This is a genomic window from Kitasatospora sp. NPDC059973, assembly GCF_042737525.1.
Classification (GTDB): Bacteria; Actinomycetota; Actinomycetes; order Streptomycetales; family Streptomycetaceae; genus Kitasatospora.
In genome coordinates this window covers 91,761-113,100 of the sequence record NZ_JBHWUI010000003.1, presented here as the reverse complement: position 1 = coordinate 113,100, position 21,340 = coordinate 91,761, and the positions used below count along the sequence as shown (strand labels likewise).

Sequence of the window (21,340 nt, the reverse complement as noted above, 5' to 3'; positions counted from 1 at the left end):
CTTTCGGTCGGACTTCGGTCGGATGGACGTCAGTCGGAAATCGACAGGGCGTGGTCCGCCAGGATCAGCCGGCAGATCTCGTTGCTGCCTTCGATGAGCTCCATGAGCTTGGCGTCCCGGAACGCGCGGGCCACCACGTGGCCGTCCTCGGCACCGGTCGATCCGAGCAGTTGGACCGCGGTGGCGGCGCCGCGGGCCGCGTGGTTCGCGCTGACGTGCTTGGCGAGGACCGCCGTGAGCCCCATGTCCGGGGCGGCGGAGTCCCATTGCCGGCTGGCGTGCTCGCAGCTGCGCCGCGAGACCTGCTCGGCGACGAGCAGCTCCGCGAGGTGCCCGCGGACGAGTTGGTGCTCGGCGAGCGCCACGCCCGCCTGGTGCCGGTGCTTCACGTGCCGGGTGGCGGCGCTCAGGCAGGCCTGCAGGATGCCGACGCAGCCCCACGCGATCGACACCCGCCCGTAGGAGAGCGCCGTGGTGAAGAGCATCGACAGGGGCTGTCCGCCGCCGCCCAGCACGTGGGTGGCCGGCAGCCGGACGTTGTCCAGGCGGATGTTGGCGTGGCCGGCGGCCCGGCAGCCCATCGGCTGGGGTACCAGGTCGATGTGCACGCCCGGCGCGTCGACGGGGACGATCGCGGCGGCCGCGCCGTCGCTGTCCCCCTGCCGGCCGATGACGACGACGAAGTCGGCGTACCGGGTGCCGGTGACCCACTTCTTCTCGCCGTCGATGACGAACCCGTCGCCGTCGGCCTTGATCCGGGTGCGCATGGCCGCCAGGTCGCTGCCGGCCCCCGGCTCGCTGAAGCCGACCGCGGTGAGCTTCCCGCCGGTCAGCTCCGCCAGGAAGGTGCGCCGCTGCTCGCGGTCGCCGAAGCGCTGGATGGTCCAGGCCGCGATGCCCTGCGAGGTCATGATGGACCGCAGGGAGCTGCACAGGCTCCCCACGTACGCGGTGAGTTCGCCGTTGTCCTGGCTGCTCAGCCCGAGGCCGCCGTAGGAGGCCGGCACCTGCGCGCACAGCAGGCCCTTGGCGCCGAGCGTGCGCAGCACGTCGAGGGGCAGTTCGCCCGCGACGTCCCAGGAGCCGGCCCGGGAGCCGACGAGCTCGCCGATGAGGGCGCGCTCGTCGGCCGGTCGGTCAGGCATTCCCGGCCGCCACCGCGTCGCCGCGCAGGCGCAGCACGAGGCCGGCCATGCCCCCGACGGTGCGGAAGTTGTCGAGCTTGAGGTCGCCGCCGACGATGGCGATGTCGTAGGCGTCCTCCAGGTGGACGACGAGCTGCATGGCGAACATCGAGGAGACCACGCCGGAGGCGAAGAGGTCCTGGTCCAGCTCGACGTCGGTCTTGATGCGCTCGGCGAGGAAGCCGAGGATCTCCTTCTGGAGGGTCTCAGCGGTCAGCGGAGTGTTGTCCCCGTGGACGGTCATGACGCGACCTTTCCGTAGTCGTAGAAGCCCCGGCCGGTCTTCCGGCCGAGGTGGCCGTCCCGCACCTTTTCGAGCAGGAGGTCACAGGGGCGGCAGCTTTCGTCACCGCGGCGCTCGTAGAGCACGTTGAGCGAGTCGACCAGGTTCTCCAGGCCGATCAGGTCGCCGGTGCGCAGCGGGCCGGTGGAGTGGCCGAGGCAGCCCTCCAGCAGGCCGTCGACGACCTCGACGGAGGCGACGCCCTCCTGGACGAGCATGGCCGCGGTGTTGATCAGCGGGTGGAGCAGGCGGTTGATCACGAAGCCCGCCGAGTCCTCGATGACGAGTGCCTCGCGGCCGAGGACGGTGAGCAGCTCGGTGGCCTGTTCCAGGACGGCCGGGTCGGTGCGCGGGCCGCGGATGACCTCGACCATCTTGATCATGTAGGAGGGGTTCATGAAGTGCACGCCCACCAGGTCCTCGGGGCGCACGATCCACTCGGCCATCTCGTCGATCGGGATGCACGAGGTGTTGGAGATCAGGGTGGTGCCGGGCGTCACGACCCGGGAGGCCGCGGAGAGCACCTCCTGCTTGACCTTGTCGACCTCGGTGACGGCCTCGACCACGGTGGTGGCCTCGGCGATGTCGTCGAGGTTGACGCTGGTGGTCAGCGTGCCCTGCGGGCGGTCGGCCGGCAGGACGCCCATGAGCTGGGCGTGCCGCAGCTTCTGCCGGATGGCCTGCCGGGCCGTCTCCAGCACGATCTCGTCGACGTCGACCAGGACGACGGAGACGCCGTGGCCGAGGGCGAGCGCCGAGATGTTGGTACCCATCACACCGGCGCCGATGATGGCGAGGCGGTGCTCCTCAAGAGCAGTGCTCATGGATTCTTCCCTGCTGTTTCGTGAGCCGGTTCCTGTCGGCCGGCCCGGTCGTGGTGACGCGGCCCGGTGTGGTCCGCCGCTCAGGCGCGCAGCAGCGCGGCGAGAGCGGCGGGGGTCGGGTGCTTGAACACGTCGGCGAGTTCGAGGTTCCTGCCGGTGAGCTCTTCGACCCGCTGCGCCAGGACGGCCGCGAGCAGCGAGTGGCCGCCCGAGTCGAAGAAGTTCGTCTGTGCCGTGGCGCCGGTGCTCAGCAGCTGCCCCCAGATCCCGACGAGGCTGCGGACGAGCGCGTCGTCCTCCGCCGGGTCCGGCCGGTCGGCGCCCTGCTCGACGGCCTTGCGGGCCAGCGCGCGGAGGGCCTCGTGGTCGGGGCGGCCGTCCGGTGTCCTGGGCAGCGCGGCCAGCCGGACGAACAGCCGGGACCCGGCGGGGGCGCCGGTGTCGGTGGCCGTGCCCGGGTCGACGACTGTGTCGACGGCCGGGTCGGCGACTGTCCCGGGGGCCGGGTCGGTGGGCGCCTCGGTGGTCGTCGCGGTGGACGCCTCGGTGGACGCCTCGGTGGTCGCCTCGGTGGTCGTCTCGGTGGTCGTCTCGGCGACGGCGACGACGGTGTGCCCGCCGTCGGGCCGCGGCACGGCCAGCGCGGCGGCCGCCGTCACCCCGGGCCGGCCGAGCAGGTCGGCCTCCACGCGGCCGAGGTCGACCGGGCCGTCCTCGGTGGTGACCCGGCGGTCGGCCCGGCCGAGCCACTCGATCGCCCCGTCGGACCGCCGGCGGGCGAGTTCGCCGGTGCGGTGGTGGCGCCCGTACCGTGCGTCGGTCGCGACCGCCGGACCGTCCGGCCCGCTCGGGGCCGAAGCCGTTCCCGCGAGGCGGAGTTCACCGCGCAGTCCGACGGGGAGCTCGCGCCCGTCGGGGGCGGTGACGAAGGCCCGGGTGCCGGCCACCGGCCGCCCCCGGGTCAGCCCGTCGGGGCTCTCCACCCGGCCGGACAGCGCCCAGCCGGTGGTCCCCGGAAGGCAGAGGCCGCTGTGCAGTCGGCAGCCGGCCGCGAGGAGCCGCTCCGCCACCTCGGCAGTCAGCTCGTCGCCGCTCGCCAGCACCGTCAGTCCGGGCAGCTGCCCGGCCCGGTCCGCCAGGAGGCGGGCCGGGGTGCCCGGCGGAACGACGGCGACGGTCGCGTCGAGCCCGTCGGCGGCGGCCCGGAGGGCGGTCGCGTCGGTCCGGGCGCCGTCGGGCAGGACCACGCAGCGGCCGCCCGCGCCCAGCGCCAGGAAGGTCTCGAAGAGCGCGTCGAAGCCGGCCGGCGCGGCGAGCGTCGGCACACCGGTGCCGGGCCCGACGCCGAGCTCGGCCGCGAAGTGGCCGACCGCGTCCGCGAGGCCCGCGTGGCTGAGCACGGTGGCGACCGGTTCTCCGGCCTCCCCGCAGGTGTAGAACACGCAGGCGGGCGCGGATGGTTCGCCGTCCGCGTCCGGTCCGGCGGGACCGGGCGCAGGGGCGGGCGCGGGGGCGGGCGCGGGGGCGTCGACCGGCGTCAGGACCGGCGGCAGGTCGGCGCCGTCGAGCAGCCGGACACCCGTGCCGGTGAGGACGGCCTTCGCCCGCGCGTGGGTGAGCTGCCGGGTCAGCCAGGACGGGTCGTGTCCGGCGTCGAGCGGCAGGCAGACGGCGCCGGCCCGCCAGACGCCGAGGGCGGCGGCCGCGGCCTCGCGCCGCGGCACGGCGATCGCCACCGTGTCGCCCGGCCCGATGCCGGCGCCGGCCAGCAGCGCGCGGACGGCGGATGCCGCCCCGTCCACCTGCCGGTAGTCGACGCCGTGGTCGCCGTCGGTCACGGCCGGGGCCTCGGGTGTCTTCTCCGCCCAGGCCCGGAACGCCGCGGGCACCGTCGGGCGCACGGCCGGGGCGGCCGTCCCGTCGGCCCGGTCGACGGCCCGGCGGTCGGCGTCGCTCCAGCCCGCCGTCCCGGCGAGCGGCCGGTCCGGGTCCTGCGCGGCCGCGACCAGCAGGGCGTCGAACCGGTCCAGCATCGCCTCGACCTCGGCCGGGGCCAGCGTCTCGGAGTGGCGGAACACGATCTCCGCCCGGGACGGCGAGCCGACCAGCTCCAGGTCGAACTTGCTGTGCGGGTTCTCCACCGTCAGCACCCGGGCCGCCATGCCGCCGACCGACAGCTCGCCGGCCGGCGCCTCGGGCAGGAAGTTGAACAGGTGCCGGAAGAGCTGGGTCTGCCAGGACGTACCGATCCCCGGCAGCTCCCCGGTCAGCTCGTCGACCGGGGTGTCGGCGTGCGCCATCGCCCCGAGGAACGCGTCCCGGGCCTGCCGGGCCAGCGCCCGGAAGCCCTCGGCGAGGTCCACCCGGATCCGGATCGGCACGACGTTGACGTGGTAGCCGATGGCGGCGGTGTTCGCCCCGCGGACGTTGACCGGGGAGCCGATGACGAGGTCCGGTCCGGCGCCGTGCGCCGCGAGGAGGGCCGCGTAGGCGGCCAGCATCACCGCGCCGAGCGGCGCCCTGACCGCGCGCTGCAACTGCAGCACGGCCTGCTGCGCCGCGGGGGAGAGCGCGCGGCTCGCGGTCTCGCCCCGCAGCCGCGGCTGCCGGTCGCGCGGGGTGCCGCACCACAGCTCCAGCCCGGCCGGGTCGAAGCCCTCCAGGGTCTCCCGCCAGTAGGCGAGGTCGGCGGGCCGCGGCTCGGGCTCGGCGAGCGCCGGGGCCGGTGCGGTGGCCTGCGGCGGCACCGGCCGGCCCGCCGCGATCGCGTCGTAGACCGGGATGAACGCCTGGAGGAACAGGGCCACCGAGACCATGTCGAAGACCAGGTGGTGCACGGCCACGCAGAGCACGTCGCCGTCCGGACGGACGGCGTGCCCGATCCTGACCAGCGGCCGGCCGTCGAGCCGGAACGGCCGGTCCGCGAACGCCGTCAGCTGCCGCTCCACCGAGTCGCCCGACAGGTCGAGCGGCTCGATCTCCAGGGCGAACCCGCTCGCGGGGACGACCTCCTTGACCAGGTCCGCCCCGGTGGTGCGGTAGACGGTCCGCAGCACCTCGTACCGGCCGACCACGATCGCCAGGGCCGCCCGCAGCGCGTCCGGCCGCAGCCGCCCGCTCACCTGGAGGGCCAGCCCCAGGTTGTTGACCCCGGTCTCCGGGACCAGCTGCTCCAGCAGCCAGAGGGCCTTCTCCTTGCTCGTCGTCGCGGTCGACGCCGAGGTCGTCGGCGCGTTCGTCGTCGCGGTAGTCGGGGCGTTCGTCGGTGCGTTCGTCGGTGCGTTCGCGCGGTCCGGTTCCGGCGGTCGGCCGGACGCGCCCAGGTCGGAGTTCATCGCCCTCAGAATTCGGCGTTGTCGAGGAGGAGCCGGACCGTCGAGTCGTCCCGCAGGAGGTCGACGTGGCCGATCTCCAGCGAGAGCCGCCGGCCCAGCACCTTGCTGGCGTTGACCACCGTCGCCGCGCCGGTCCGCTCCAGCTCCGCGTAGTCGGAGGAGGTGACGGCGAGCGCCTCGCCCCAGGCCCGGCTCGGGTCGATCTGGGAGGCGGCGGAGAGCCACGTCATGTACGACTCGAAGAGCAGCACGACCTCGTCCCGGCGGGCGTCGGCGAGACCGATCCGCCGGAAGGCGATGGAGGCCATCTCGCGGTAGAGGCCGACGATCTCGACGGCGGCGTCGAGCAGGCCGATCGACGGGGCCCCGACGATCTCGGCGGCCCGCTCGCGGGCGTGCTCCGCCTCCTCCGCGGTGAAGACCGGGCCGGCCAGCGCGATCATCTTGTGGATCTCGGACTCCAGCAGCTGCAGGTCGGTGACCTGCGGGTCGAACAGGATCACCTTGGGCGCGGTGCCCTGACGCTGCGCCAGGCGGTCGGCGATCTCACCGGCGTAGACGCCGCCGACGCAGTAGCCGAGCACGGCCACCACCTCGTACTTCTCCCACTCGCCGGCGTTCAGCCAGTGCTCGGTGTAGTAGTCGCCGGCCGGGCGGTCGGCCAGGCGGACCGGCGGGGGCGTGGTCTGCAGGAACCCGTGCCCGGCCCAGGCCGGGCCCATCTTCCGTGCGAGGTCCTCGAATCCGGCCTCGCGCCGCCCGGCGGCGGGGAAATCGATTCCGAGAACAAGGGACTTCGACGTCGGGGCGGTTATGACGCTCCAGGCGTTCTCGTTCGGCACTTTCTCATCCCATCTTCGGAGTCGGACGGCTGGTTTCCCTGCGGCACAGCCCGTGGAACATTTCCTCGAAGAACCGGTCGGACACCGGCACGGCCCCGGATCGCCGGGGGCCGCTCATCGGCCCCCGGCTCATGGCCCGCCGGCTCATTGCCCGTCGGTGCTTTCCCGGAGGACCGCCGTCAGCTCGCCGAGCAGGAAATCCGCGATCGCTTCCGGCAGATAGAGGTCATAGATGAAGCCCTCCGGCAGCTTAAGGCCGGTCAGCCCGGTAATTCTTTCCCGCAGTTGAACGGCCGACATGGACGTCATGCCCATCTCGAACACGTCGCCGTTCGGGCGGACCGAATCGACCGACGCGTAGCCGAGCATCGTGGCGATCTCCTGGCGGAGCAGGTCGAGCACCAGCTCCCGCTGCTCCGCCTCGCCGAGGCCGGCCAGCTGCCGGAGCCAGTCGAGGTCGCCGGAGCCGTCGGCGGACCCGTCGGGGCCGTCGAGCGGCGCCTGCTCGCGTTCCTGCTGCCGCCAGGTCGAGAGCCGCGCCAGCACCGTGCCCAGCGGCATGTCCTCCCGCAACGGCTCGGCCAGGCCGAGGACTTCGGCCAGGGCGGCCATGTCCCCGCCCTCCAGCGCGGCCCAGAAGCGCTGCTCGCCCGGGGTGGCGGAGCCGGCCGCGACCGGTTCGGCGCCGGGCCTGCGGGCCGGCGGCTGCGGCCAGTAGGGCTGTCGCTGGAACGCGTACGTCGGCAGGTCGACGCGGCGCCCGCCGCCCAGGACCGCGGCCCAGTCCACGGGGACGCCGAGGACGTGGAGGGCGGCCAGGCCGGCCGTGAACGACCGCAGGCCCCCTTCCCCGTGGCGCAGCGTCCCGGTGACGGTGGCGCCCGCCCCGGCCCGCAGGCCCCGGTCGTCCAGGGCCCGGGCGAGGGCCGCGGTGAGCACCGGGTCGGCGCTGACCTCGATGTACGCGCCGAACCCGCCGTCGGCCAGGGCCGCCGCCAACTCCTCGGCCGGCAGGGTGTCCTGCGGGCTCCGGACCCAGTGGTCGGCGCCCAGCCCGGCGCCCTCGGCCCAGGCCATCGCCCGGGTGGAGAACAGCGGCACCGTGCCCGCCCGCGGGCGGACGGCGGCGAGTTCCGCCCGGTCGGCGGCCGCGCCGGCCGCCGAACGGCCGGTCAGCACCGCGATCCGGGCCGCGTCCGCCGGTGACAGCACACCGGCCACCTGGGCGGCCGCGACCTCGCCCACCGCGTGGCCCGCGACGGCCGCCGGGTGGACGCCCGCCGAGCGCCACAGCGCGGCCAGCGACACCATCACCGCCCAGAGCACCGGCTGGAGGACCTCGGGGCGGTCGAGCGCCGGACCGGCCGGGCCCTCCCGCAGCACCTCGGTGACCTTCCAGTCCACGTACGGGGCCAGGTCCCGCTCGCACGCGGCGATCCGGTCCGCGAAGACCGGCGCCTCGTCCAGCAGCGCGGCGGCGCAGCCGAGCCACCGGGACTCGCTGCCGGGGAAGACGAACACGGGCCGGTGGCCCGCCGTCGCGGTGCCGGTCAGCACGTCCCTGGTGGGCACGCCGGCGGCGGCCACCGCGAGGCCCGCGAGCAGGCCGTCCCGGTCCGCGCCCAGCACGACCGCCCGGTGGTCGAAGACGGTGCGCGTGGTGGCCAGGGAGAACCCGATGTCCACCGGGTCCGCGTCCGGCCGGTCGAGGAGGAAGTCGCGCAGCCGCCCGGCCTGGGCCCGCAGCGCTTCCTCGGTCCGTCCGGACAGCACCCACGGCACCACCGCCGGCGCTGCCGACGGGGCGACGGGCGCGGCCGGCGCGGCCGGCGCGGGGGCCTCCTCCACGATGACGTGCGCGTTGGTACCGCTGATCCCGAACGAGGAGACGCCCGCCCGGCGCGGCCGCCCGTTCGGCTGCCACGGCACCGGCTCGGTCAGCAGCCGCACCCGGCCCTCCGTCCAGTCGACCTGCGGCGTGGGCTCGTCGACGTGCAGCGTGGCAGGCATCCGGCCGTGCCGCAGGGCGAGCACCATCTTGATCACTCCGGCGATGCCGGCCGCGGCCTGGGTGTGTCCGATGTTGGACTTCACCGACCCCAGCCAGAGCGGCCGGTCCTCCGGCCGGTCCTGGCCGTAGGTGGCCAGCAGCGCCTGGGCCTCGATCGGGTCGCCCAGCCTGGTGCCCGTGCCGTGCGCCTCCACCACGTCGACCTCGTCGGCGCGGACGCCGGCGTTGGCCAGCGCGGCCCGGATCACCCGCTGCTGCGAGGGCCCGTTGGGGGCGGTCAGACCGTTGGACGCACCGTCCTGGTTGGTCGCGCTGCCCCGCAGCACCGCGAGCACCCGGTGCCCGTTGCGCTGCGCGTCGGACAGCCGCTCGACCACCAGCACGCCCGCGCCCTCGGCGAAGCCGGTGCCGTCCGCCGCGGCGGCGAACGCCTTGCAGCGGCCGTCCGGGGCCAGCCCGCGCTGGCGGGAGAACTCGACGAACGTCCCCGGCGTGGCCATGATCGTCACGCCCCCGGCGAGCGCCATCGTGCACTCGCCGGACCGCAGTGCCTGGGCCGCCAGGTGCAGCGCCACCAGCGCCGACGAGCACGCCGTGTCGACCGTGACCGCCGGCCCCTCCAGACCGAAGGTGTAGGCCAGCCGGCCGGACAGGATGCTGGTCGCGATCCCGGTCATCAGGTGGCCCTCGGCCTCCGCGCCGCCGTGCGCCAGCACGCTCATCTCGTAGCCGGAGGTGTAGCCGCCCACGAAGGTGCCGGTCTGGCTGCCGCGCAGGGACACCGGGTCGATCCCGGCCCCCTCGATGGCCTCCCAGGACAGCTCCAGCAGCAGCCGCTGCTGCGGGTCCATCGCCAGCGCCTCGCGCGGGCTGATCTCGAAGAACCCGGCGTCGAAGGCGCTGGCGTCCTGCACGAACCCGCCCGCCTGGGTGTACGAGGTGCCGATGTGCGCGGCGTCCGGGTCGTAGAGGGAGTCCAGGTCCCAGCCGCGGTCGGCGGGGAACGGCGAGATCGCGTCCTGCCCCTCGGAGATCATCCGCCAGAGGTCCTCGGGCCCCGTCACACCGCCCGGGAACCGGCAGCTCATGCCGACGATCGCGATCGGCTCGTCGTGGGCCGCCGCCCCGACCGGGGCCGGCGGTGCCATGGCCGCCGAGGCTCCGCCGCCGAGCCGGCCCCGCAGGTGCCCGGCCAGCACGGCCGGGTTGGGGTAGTCGAAGACCAGGGTGGCCGGCAGCCGCAGTCCCGTCCCGGTGGTGAGGCGGTTGCGCAGCTGGACGGCGGTGAGCGAGTCGAAGCCCAGGTCGGTGAAGGCCCGGCCGGGCTCGACGGCCTCGGCGGAGCTGTGCCCCAGCACGGCCGCCACGTTCGCCCGGACCAGGTCCAGCAGCATCCGGTCGCCGTCCGCGGCGGGCAGTGCGGCGAGCCGCTGCCGCAGCGAGTCCGCGCCCGCCCCGTCGGAGGCGGCGGCGGTGCGCCGGGCCGGTCGGCCGGCCAGTGCCCGCCAGAGCGGCGGGACGTCACCGGTGCGGGCCGCCTGGGACCGCAGCCCGGCCAGGTCCAGCCGGGCCGGGACCAGCACCGCCTCGTCCCGGCCGAGCGCCAGGTCCATCAGGGCCAGGCCCTCGGCCGCGCTCAGCCCGCTGGTCCCGCTCCGGGTCATCCGGGACCGCTCGGCGTCGGTGAGCTGCCCGGTCAGGCCGCTGACCTCCGCCCAGAGGCCCCAGGCGAGCGAGGTGCCGGGCAGTCCGGCCGCCCGCCGGTCGGCTGCCAGCGCGTCCAGGAACGCGTTGGCCGCCACGTAGTTGCCCTGACCCGGGACGCCGAACGTCGCCGCGGCCGAGGAGAACAGCACGAACTGCTCCAGGTCCAGCTCCCGGGTGAGCTCGTGCAGGTGCCAGGCACCGTCGGCCTTCGGCCGCATCACGGCGGCCACCCGCTCGGGCGTCAGCGACGGAATCGTCCCGTCGTCGAGCACTCCGGCGGTGTGGATCACGCTCCGCAGCGGACGCCCGGCCGGAATCGCCGCCAGCAGCGCGGCCAGCGCCTCACGGTCCGCCGTGTCACAGGCGACCACGTCCACCGACGCACCCGACCGCGCCAACTCCGCCGCGAGCACGGCCACCCCGGCGGCGGCCGGACCGGAACGGCTGGTCAGCACCAGACCGTCCGCCTGGGCCGCGGTCACCAGATGCCGCGCGACCAGACCGCCCAGCGTGCCCGTGCCACCCGTCACCAGCGCCGTCCGCCCGGATGTGCGGCCCGGCAGTTGTTCAACTGCCTCCGTGGAACGGGATGGACGCGTCAGCCGTCGTCCGTGGGCCAGGGTGCCGCGAACGGCGAGTTCGGGCTCGCCGGTGGCGAGTGCCGTCGGGAGGACGGCGATCTGCTCGGCGCCCGCGCCGGTCGGCAGGTCGATCAGGACGAGCCGGCCGGGGTTCTCCGACTGCGCCGAGCGCAGCAGACCCCAGACCGCGGCGGCGGGCAGATCGGCGATCCGCTCCCCGGCCGCGGCAGCGACGGCCCCTCGGCTGACGACCACCAACCGGGCCTCGGCCAGTCGCTCCTCGGCCAGCCAGGTCTGGGCCAGGCCCAGGGCGTCGCCGGTCGCCCGGCGGGCGGCCTCGGCCGCGTTGTCTCCCTCCACCTGGGCACCGGTGCAGGCCAGCACCAAGGCGGGCTCGATCTCCCCCGCCTCGGTGGCGGCGGCCAGACCGGCCAGGTCCGTGAACGAGCGGACCGGAACGCCGGAGGCGTCCAGTGCCTCGGCCAGACCGAAGCGGTCGGCGCCGATCAGCGCCCACGCCCCGGCCGGAGCCTCGGCCCCGGTGATCGGTGCCCACTCGACGGTGAACAGGGAATCCGCCACCCCGGCATCGTTCGAACGGAGTTGGTCGGCCGACACCGGACGGGTGATCAGCGACTCGACGGAGACCACCGGAGCACCGGTGGCATCCGCCGCCGTCAGCACCAGACTGCCCTGCGCATCACGGCGCAGCCGGGCCCGCAGCACGGACGCACCCGCCGCGTGCAGCTCGACACCCGTCCACGCGAACGGCAACCGCACCTCGTCCCCGGCCTCCGACACCAGCGCACTGGCCTGCAACACGCCGTCCAGCAGCGCCGGGTGCAGACCGAACGCACCCGCATCGGCGGCCACCGAGTCCGGCAGCGCGACCTCCGCGAAGACCTCGTCGCCCCGGCGCCAGGCGGCCCGCAAGCCCTGGAAGGCCGGCCCGTAGCCGTACGGCCCGTCGGCCGCGTCCTCGTACACACCGCTGACGTCCACCGCCGTGGCCCCGTGCGGAGGCCAGACCGCGAAGTCCTCCTCCGCGACCGGCGCCTCCCCGGCGGGAGCGAGGACGCCGTCGGCGTGCTGCGTCCACTCCTCCTGCCCGTCGGGGCGGGAGAACACCTCAACCGTCCGACGGCCGTCGTCGTCCGCCTCGGCCAACACCACCTGGACCTGCACCCCGCCGTCGGCGGGCAGCACCAGCGGCGCCTGGAGCGTCAGCTCCTCCAGCAGGCCGCAACCGAGTTCGTCCCCGGCCCGGACCACCATCTCGACGAAGCCGGTCCCCGGCAGGAGCACCGCCCCACCGATCGCGTGGTCGGCCAGCCACGGGTGCGTCCGCACGGACAGCCGCCCGGTGCCGACCAGGCCCGCACCACCGGCCAGTTCGACCGCCGCACCCAGCAGCGGGTGACCGACCGCGCCCAGGCCCAGCGACACCGCGTCCCCGCCCAGGGCCGGTCCGGCCGCACGCGGCCAGTACCGCTCGTGCTGGAAGGCGTACGTCGGCAGCTCGACCCGCTCGGCGGCGGGGAGGACGGAAGTCCACTCCACGGAGGCGCCGTTGACGAAGGCCTCGGCGAACGAGGTGACCAGCCGGGCCACACCGCCCTCGTCACGGCGCAGGGTGCCGCAGACGGCGGCGGGCACGATGCCCGGGCCGGCCTCCTGGGCGACCTCTTCGAGCGTGTCGTTCATCGCGCCCAGCAGCACCGGGTGCGGAGTCACCTCGACGAACAGCTGGTGCCCCTGGCCCGCCAGCGTGCGCACCGCGCGGTCGAAGTGCACCGTGGCGCGCAGGCTGCCGTACCAGTAGGCGGCGTCCAGCTCCTCACCGGTCAGCGTCTCGCCGGTCATCGCCGAGACCATCGGCACCCGGCCCCGGCGCGGCGCGATACCGGCCAGGACCTCGGTGATCTCCGCTTCGAGGCGGTCCACCTGGGCCGAGTGCGAGGCGTAGTCCACCGCGACCAGCCGGGCCCGGACACCCTCCGCCTCGAACTCCGCCCTCAACTCCTCCAGGGCCTCGGGCTCACCCGAAACCACCACCGCGGACGGACCGTTGACGGCTGCCAGCGACAGCCGCTCACCGAACCGGGCGATCCGCTCCTCGACCACGGTGGCCGACCGGCTCACCGACAACATGCCGCCCAGGCCCGCCAGCACCTTCAGCGACCGCGAACGCAGCGCCACCACCCGGGCGCCGTCCTCCAGCGACAGCATCCCGGCCACCGTCGCCGCCGCGATCTCGCCCTGCGAGTGACCGACCACGGCGTCCGGCGCGACACCGGCGGCCTCCCAGACCGCCGCCAGCGACACCATCACCGCCCACAGCGCCGGCTGGACGACATCCGCCGCCGTCAACTCCGGCACACCCGCGAGGACATCGGCCAGCGACCAGTCCACATACGGCGCCAGCGCCGCCTCGCACTCCGCCAGCCGCGCCGCGAACACCGCGCTCGACAGCGCCAGTTCACGGCCCATGCCGACCCACTGCGAACCCTGGCCGGCGAAGGCGAACACCACCCGCGCACCCGGCCGCGCCACACCCGACACCACCGCACCCGACGGCACACCGGCCGCCAGACTCTCCAACCCGGCCACCAGCTCACCGCGCCCGTCGCCCAGCACGACCGCCCGGTGCTCGAACACCGACCGCGTCGTCGCCAGCGACCACGCCACCTCCGCCGGATCCACCGACGGCCGTGCCGACACCCACGCGTGCAACCGCTCCGCCTGCGCCGTCAGCCCCTGGGCGGAACGCCCCGACACCGCCCAGGCCCCGACCTCGCCGGGTTCGACCACCGACGGGGCAGCGGCCGGCTCGACCGGCTCCGCGTCGGTCGCGGTACCGGCCTCCGCGGGCGCCTCCTCCAGCAGGACGTGCGCGTTGGTGCCGCTGATCCCGAACGAGGACACACCGGCCCGACGCGGCCGCTCCCCCACCGGCCAGGGCGCCGCCTCGGTCAGCAGCTCCACCTCACCGGCGGACCAGTCCACGTGCGGCGACGGATCGTCCGCGTGCAGCGTCCTCGGCAGCTCCTGGTGCTGCAACGCCAGCACCATCTTGATCACACCCGCCACACCGGCCGCCGCCTGGGTGTGCCCGATGTTGGACTTCACCGACCCCAGCCACAGCGGCTTCCGGGCACCACGATCCTGACCGTAGGTCGCCAGCAGCGCCTGCGCCTCGATCGGGTCACCCAGCTTGGTACCCGTCCCATGCGCCTCCACCACGTCCACATCGGCGGCCGTGAGGCCGGCGTTCGCCAGCGCCGCCCGGATCACCCGCTGCTGGGACGGACCGTTCGGCGCCGTCAGACCGTTGGACGCACCGTCCTGGTTCACCGCCGAGCCGCGCACCACCGCGAGCACCCGGTGCCCGTTGCGCCGCGCGTCCGACAGCCGCTCCAGGACCACCATGCCGGCGCCCTCGGCGAAGCCCATGCCGTCCGCGTCGGCCGAGAAGGCCTTGCAGCGGCCGTCCACCGCGAGACCGCGCTGCTGGCTGAACCCGACAATGCCGTCGGGGGTCGCCATCACGGTGGCCCCGCCGGCGAGCGCCATCGAGCACTCCCCGGCGCGGATCGCCTGGGTGGCCAGGTGCAGCGCCACCAGCGAGGACGAGCACGCGGTGTCGATGGTCACCGCCGGGCCCTCCAGGCCCAGCGTGTAGGACACCCGGCCGGACATCACGCTCGTCGCGAAGCCGGTCGTCAGGTGCCCTTCGGCTCCCTCGCCGCCGGTCGCCAGTCCGAGCCCGTAGGCCGACGCGAACCCGCCGACGAAGACGCCGGTCTGGCTGCCGCGCAGCGTCGCGGGGTCGATCCCGGCCCGCTCCAGCGCCTCCCAGGACGTCTCCAGCAGCTGGCGCTGCTGCGGGTCCATCGCCAGCGCCTCACGCGGCGAGATCCCGAAGAACCCGGCGTCGAAGCCGCCGGCGTCCGCGACGAAGCCGCCCTCCTGGGTGTAGGAGGTGCCGACGCTCTCGGGGTCCGGGTCGTAGAGGCCCTCCACGTTCCAGCCGCGGTCGTCCGGGAAGCGGGAGATCGCGTCCGCCCCGGTGGTGAGCAGCTGCCAGAACCCGTCGGGGTCGTTCACGTCGCCGGGGAGCCGGCAGGCCATCCCGACGATCGCGATCGGCTCGTCGGCTCCCGCCTCCGCCGGGCGGACCGGCAGGAGGTCCACGGGCTGCTCGGCGTCACCGAGCAGCCGGGCCCGCAGGTGACCGGCCAGCGCGACCGGGTTGGGGTAGTCGAAGACCAGGGTGGCCGGCAGCCGCTGGCCGGTCGCGGTGCCCAGGCGGTTGCGCAGCTCGACCGCGGTGAGCGAGTCGAAGCCCAGGTCGGTGAAGGCCCGGCCGGGCTCGACGGCCTCGGCGGAGCTGTGCCCCAGCACGGCCGCCACGTGGGTCCGGACCAGGTCGGTGAGCAGCCGGGTGCGCTCCTGTTCGGAGAGGCCGGCCAGCTGCCGTTGCAGCGAGTCCGCGCCGACGCCGCCCGAGGCGGCGGTCCGCCGGCCGGTCCCGGCCGTGACCAGGGTCCGCCAGAGCGGCGGGACCTCCGCGCTCCGCGCGGCCTGCGCGCGCAGCCCGGCGAGGTCCAGCCGGGTCGCCACCAGCAGCGCCTCGGAGCGGGCGGTCCCCTGGTCCAGCAGGGCCAGGCCCTCGGCCGCGCTCAGTGCCACGGCGCCACCGCGGGTCAGGCGGGCCCGGTCGGAGTCCGAGAGCTGCCCGGTCAGGCCGCTGACCTCCGCCCAGAGGCCCCAGGCCAGCGACGTGCCGGGCAGTCCGGCCGCCCGCCGGTCGGCTGCCAGCGCGTCCAGGAACGCGTTGGCCGCCACGTAGTTGCCCTGACCCGGGACACCGAACGTCGCCGCGGCCGAGGAGAACAGCACGAACCGGTCCAGGTCCAGCCCCAGGGTGAGCTCGTGCAGGTGCCAGGCACCGTCGGCCTTCGGCCGCATCACCGCGGCCACCCGCTCGGGCGTCAGCGACGCGATGATCCCGTCGTCCAGGACACCGGCGGTGTGGATCACGCTCCGCAGCGGACGCCCGGCCGGAATCGCCGCCAGCAGCGCGGCCAGCGCCTCACGGTCCGCCGTGTCACAGGCGACCACGTCCACCGACGCACCCGACCGCGCCAGCTCCGCCGCCAGCACGGCCACCCCGGCGGCAGCCGGACCGGAACGGCTGGTCAGCACCAGACCGTCCGCCTGGGCCGCGGTCACCAGATGCCTGGCCACCAGACCGCCCAGCGTGCCCGTGCCACCCGTCACCAGCGCCGACCGCCCGGATGTGCGGGGGGCGCGCAGTTCGACGGGGACGGTCAGGACCAGCTTGCCGGTGTGGCGCGCCTGCTGCATGAAGCGGAACGCCTCACGCGCCCGCCGCACGTCCCAGGCCCGGACCGGGAGCCGCGTCAGCTCGCCCGCCGCCATCAGGTCGACGATCCGGCCGAGCATCGCGCCCATCCGCTCGGGCCCGGCCTCGCCGAGATCGAACGGCCGGTAGAAGACCCCCGGGTACTGCGCCGCCAGGGCCTCCGCGTCACGGAGGTCGGTACGGCCCATCTCGACGAAGGCCCCACCGCGCGGCAGCAGCCGAAGCGAGGCGTCCGTCAGCTCGCCCGCCAGGGAGTTCACCACGATGTCCACGCCCGCGCCGCCGGTCGCGGCGAGGAACTCCGCCTCGAACCCGGCATCGCGGGACGAGGAGATGTGCGCCTCGTCCAGGCCCATCGCGGCCAGCACCGGCCACTTCGCCGGACTCGCCGTCGCGAACACCTCCAGGCCCAGGTGCCGGGCGAGCTGCACCGCCGCCATACCGACGCCACCGGCGCCCGCGTGCACGAGCACCCGCCGGCCGGCCTCGGCCTCGGCCAGTTCGACCAGGGCGTACCAGGCCGTCATGAACGCCACGGGCACCGACGCGGCCTCGGCGAAGGTCCAGCCCTCCGGGATCCGCACCAGCTGCCGGGCGTCCGTGACCGCCACCGGCCCGAACCCGCCTGCGGCGACGCCCATCACCCGGTCGCCCACGGCCAGTCCGGAGACTCCGGAGCCGACTTCGAGCACCGTTCCGGCGAGCTCACTGCCCATCACACCGCCGCCCGGGTACATGCCCAGGCCGATCAGCACGTCGCGGAAGTTCAGCCCGGCCGCGTGGACCGCCACCCGGACCTGTCCGGTCTCCAGCAGGGCGCCCGTCTGCGGCGCCGGCGCCGGTGTCAGCCCCTCCAGTGACCCGCCGGCGTCCGGCTCCAGCCGCCACGGGCCCTCGGGCACCGCCAGCTCGCCCGCCGGGCGCGCCAGACGCCGCCCGTGGGCCTGGTCGGCGCGGACGACCAGCTCGGACTCACCGCTGCCCACCGCCGACGGCAGCACCGTGGCGGGCGCACCGGACTCACCGGCGGGCAGGTCGACCAGGACGAGTCGGCCGGGGTTCTCCGACTGCGCCGAGCGCAGCAGACCCCAGACGGCGGCGGCGGGCAGATCAGCGATCCGCTCACCGGCCGCGGCAGCGACGGCTCCCCGGGTGACGACCACCAACCGGGCCTCGGCCAGACGCTCCTCGGCCAGCCAGGCCTGGGCCAGGCCGAGCACCTCACCGGTCACGCGCGCGGCCGCCCGCGCCGGGTTGTCACTGCCCTGGTCACCGGCGCAGGCCAGCACCAGGGCGGGCTCGATCTCCCCCGCCTCGGTGGCGGCGGCCAGACCGGCCAGGTCCGTGAAGGCCCGGACCGGAACGCCGGAGGCGTCCAGTGCCTCGGCGAGGCCGAAGCGGTCGGCGCCGATCAGCGCCCACGCCCCGGCCGGAGCCTCGGCAGCGGCGATCGGTGCCCACTCGACGGTGAACAGGGCATCCGCCACCGTCGAGGCAGCGGAGTTCAGTTGGTCGGCTGCCACCGGGCGGGTGATCAGCGACTCGACGGAGACCACCGGCGCGCCGGTGGCGTCCGCCGCCGTCAGCACCAGACTGCCCTGCGCGTCCCGGCGCAGCCGGGCCCGCAGCACGGACGCACCCGCCGCGTGCAGCTCGACACCCGTCCACGCGAACGGCAGCCGCACCTGCCCGGGCTCGCCCTCCTCGGAACCGCCGACCAGGGCGCTGGCGTGCAACACGCCGTCCAGCAGCGCCGGGTGCAGACCGAACGCACCGGCATCGGCGGCCACGCCCTCGGGTAGCGCCACCTCGGCGAAGACCTCGTCGCCCCGGCGCCACACCGCGCGCAGCCCCCGGAACGCCGGGCCGTAGCCGTAGGGCGTCCCGGCCAGCGCCTCGTACATACCGCTGACGTCCACCGCTGTGGCCCCGCGCGGAGGCCAGACCGCGAAGTCCTCCTCGGCGAGGGCGGGTTCACCGGCATGGGCGACCAGACCGCTCGCGTGCTGGAGCCACGCCTGCTGCGCGTCGGCGGCGTCCGGGCGGGAGAACACCTCGACGGTCCGACGGCCGTCCGCATCGGCGGCGGCCACCACGACCTGGACCTGCACACCGGAGCCGTCCGCCGGGAAGATCAGCGGCGCCTGGAGCGTCAGCTCCTCCAGCAGGCCGCACCCCACCTGGTCACCGGCCCGGACCACCATCTCGACGAAGCCGGTCCCCGGCAGCAGCGCGACCCCGCCGACCACGTGGTCGGCCAGCCAGGGGTGCGTCCGCAGCGACAGCCGCCCGGTGCAGACCAGCCCCGCGCCACCGGCCAGCTCGACGGCCGCGCCCAGCAGCGGGTGACCGACCGCGCCCAGGCCGAGCGAGACCGCGTCGCCACCGAGGGACGGCGCCGCAGCCGGCGGCCAGAACTGCTCGTGCTGGAAGGCGTAGGTGGGCAGCTCCACCGACTCGGCGGCCGGGAGCACCGTGCGCCAGTCCACGGGAGCACCGTTGACGAAGGCCTCGGCGAGTGAGGCCAGCAGGCGCTGGGCACCGCCGTCGTCGCGGCGCAGCGTGCCGCAGACGGCCGCCGGCAGCGCGGCGGCCTCCTGGGCGACCTCTTCGAGCGTGTCGTTCATCGCGCCCAGCAGCACCGGGTGCGGAGTCACCTCCACGAAGACCTGGTGCCCCTGACCGGCCAGCGTGCGCACCGCGCGGTCGAAGTGCACCGTCGCGCGCAGGCTGCCGTACCAGTAGGCGGCGTCCAACTCCTCACCGGTCAGCGTCTCCCCGGTCATCGCAGACACCATCGGGATCCGGCCCCGGCGCGGAGCCACCGCCGCGAGAACCCCGGTGATCTCCGCTTCGAGACGGTCCACCTGCGCCGAGTGCGAGGCGTAGTCCACCGCGACAAGGCGGGCCCGGACACCCTCGGCCTCGAACTCCGCCCTCAGCTCCTCCAGCGCCTCGGGCTCACCCGAAACCACCACCGCCGAAGGCCCGTTGACCGCCGCCAGCGACAGCCGCTCACCGAACCGGGCGATCCGCTCCTCGACCACCGCGGCGCTCCGGCTCACCGACAACATGCCGCCCAGGCCCGCCAGGACCTTCAGCGACCGCGAACGCAGCGCCACCACCCGGGCGCCGTCCTCCAACGACAGCATCCCGGCCACCGTCGCCGCCGCGATCTCACCCTGCGAGTGACCGACCACGGCGTCCGGGGTGACGCCCGCGGCCTCCCAGACCGCCGCCAGCGACACCATCACCGCCCACAACGCGGGCTGGACGACATCCGCCGCCGTCAACTCCGGCACACCCGCCAGGACATCGCCCAGCGACCAGTCCACATACGGCGCCAGCGCCGCCTCGCACTCCGCGAGCCGCGCCGCGAACACCGGGCTGCACGCCGCCAGTTCACGGCCCATGCCGACCCACTGCGAACCCTGACCGGCGAACGCGAACACCACCCGCGCACCCGGCCGCGCCACACCCGACACCACCGACCCCGACGGCACACCGGCCGCCAGACTCTCCAACCCGGCCACCAGCTCACCGCGCCCGCCACCCAGCACGACCGCCCGGTGCTCGAACACCGACCGCGTCGTCGCCAACGACCACGCCACCTCCGCCGGATCCACCGACGGCCGCGCCGACACCCACGCGTGCAACCGCTCCGCCTGCGCCGTCAGCCCCTCGGCCGTCCGGCCCGACACCAGCCACGCGTCCGCCCCCGACACCACCGGCGCCGTCGCCGGGGTGTCACCCTCCTGGGCCTCGGCGCCCCCGGCCGGGGCCTCCTCCAGGATGACGTGCGCGTTGGTACCGCTCAGGCCGAACGAGGACACCCCGGCCCGGCGGGCCCGCTCACCGGCCGGCCACGGCACGGCCTCGGTCAGCAGCCGGACCTCGCCTTCCGTCCAGTCGACGTGCGGCGACGGCACGTCCGCGTGCAGGGTCTTCGGCAGCTGCTCGTGCTGGAGCGCCAGCACCATCTTGATCACACCGGCGACACCCGCCGCCTGCTGGGAGTGGCCGATGTTGGACTTCACCGACCCCAGCAGCAGCGGCCGTCCCTCCGGACGGTCCTGGCCGTAGGTGGTGAGCAGCGCCTGGGCCTCGATGGGGTCGCCCAGCGTGGTGCCCGTGCCGTGCGCCTCGACCGCGTCCACGTCGGCGGCCGAGATCCGCGCGTTGGCCAGGGCCGCGCGGATCACCCGCTGCTGGGACGGACCGTTCGGCGCCGTCAGACCGTTGGACGCGCCGTCCTGGTTCACGGCCGAACCGCGCACCACCGCGAGCACCTTGTGCCCGTTGCGCAGCGCGTCCGACAGGCGCTCGACGACGACCATGCCGGCGCCCTCGCCCATCCCCATGCCGTCCGCGTCGGCCGAGAACGCCTTGCAACGCCCGTCCTCGGCCAGGCCGCGCTGCCGGGAGAACCCGACGAAGCCCATGGTGGTGGCCATGACCGTGACACCGCCGGCCAGCGCCAGCGAGCACTCCCCGGCGCGCACCGCCTGGCAGGCCAGGTGCAGCGCCACCAGCGACGACGAGCACGCCGTGTCGACGGAGACCGCCGGCCCCTGCAGACCGAGCAGGTAGGAGATGCGGCCGGACATCACGCTGGCCGCACCACCGGTCATGAGGTGCCAGTCGAGCCCCTCCATGGTCTGCAGGGACTGGTGCGCGACGTAGTCGGAGGGGGCGACGCCGACGAACACGCCGGTCTGCGAGCCCCGGAGCGAGGCCGGGTCGACCCCGGCCCGCTCCAGCGCCTCCCAGGACGTCTCCAGCAGCAGCCGCTGCTGCGGGTCCATCGCCAGCGCCTCACGCGGCGAGATCCCGAAGAACCCGGCGTCGAACCCGGCCGCGTCCCGCAGGAACCCGCCTTCGACCACGTAGGACGTGCCCTGGTGGTCGGGGTCGGGGTCGTAGACGCCCTCGGTGTCCCAGCCGCGGTCGTCCGGGAACCCGGAGATCGCGTCCCCGCCGGCGGCGAGCAGCTCCCACAGTTCCTCGGGGGTCGTCACGCCCCCGGGGTAGCGGCAGCTCATGCCGACGATCGCCAGCGGTTCCGAGGCCGCCGAGACGAGCTGGCGGTTCCGCTGTCGCAGCCGCTCGGTTTCCTTCACGGAGGCACGCAGCGCTTCAAGGAGCTTGTCGGCCTGTCCGGTCATCGCTGCCTCCACGCATCGA

6 protein-coding genes are annotated in these 21,340 nt (G+C 75.1%); all 6 read right to left on the bottom strand.

Annotated features, from left to right (window positions below):
• Nucleotides 1-29 precede the first annotated feature (29 nt).
• The 6 genes from ACFWA9_RS01635 to ACFWA9_RS01610 all read right to left on the bottom strand — a co-directional run bounded on the left by ACFWA9_RS01635 (nt 30) and on the right by ACFWA9_RS01610 (nt 21,321).
• Nucleotides 30-1,145: an acyl-CoA dehydrogenase family protein gene (locus tag ACFWA9_RS01635; protein ID WP_329490250.1), complete on the bottom strand. Its 1,116-nt coding sequence runs from the start codon at nt 1,143-1,145 to the stop codon at nt 30-32.
• Entirely contained in the window at nt 1,138-1,428 is a 291-nt protein-coding gene (locus ACFWA9_RS01630) for an acyl carrier protein (protein ID WP_329490249.1), read from the bottom strand. The genes ACFWA9_RS01635 and ACFWA9_RS01630 overlap by 8 nt, the downstream gene beginning before the upstream one ends.
• A complete protein-coding gene (locus ACFWA9_RS01625) occupies nt 1,425-2,291 on the bottom strand; it encodes a 3-hydroxyacyl-CoA dehydrogenase family protein (RefSeq protein WP_380382318.1) in 867 nt (288 codons plus the stop codon). The genes ACFWA9_RS01630 and ACFWA9_RS01625 overlap by 4 nt, the downstream gene beginning before the upstream one ends.
• Nucleotides 2,292-2,371: 80 nt before the next feature.
• Nucleotides 2,372-5,626, bottom strand: a complete 3,255-nt coding sequence (locus ACFWA9_RS01620) for a condensation domain-containing protein (protein ID WP_380382316.1) — start codon at nt 5,624-5,626, stop codon at nt 2,372-2,374.
• Nucleotides 5,627-5,631: 5 nt separating this feature from the next.
• Entirely contained in the window at nt 5,632-6,348 is a 717-nt protein-coding gene (locus tag ACFWA9_RS01615) for a hypothetical protein (protein WP_380382314.1), read from the bottom strand.
• 264 nt (nt 6,349-6,612) lie between these two features.
• Nucleotides 6,613-21,321: an SDR family NAD(P)-dependent oxidoreductase gene (locus ACFWA9_RS01610; protein ID WP_380382312.1), complete on the bottom strand. Its 14,709-nt coding sequence runs from the start codon at nt 21,319-21,321 to the stop codon at nt 6,613-6,615.
• Between the last annotated feature and the right edge of the window lie 19 nt (nt 21,322-21,340).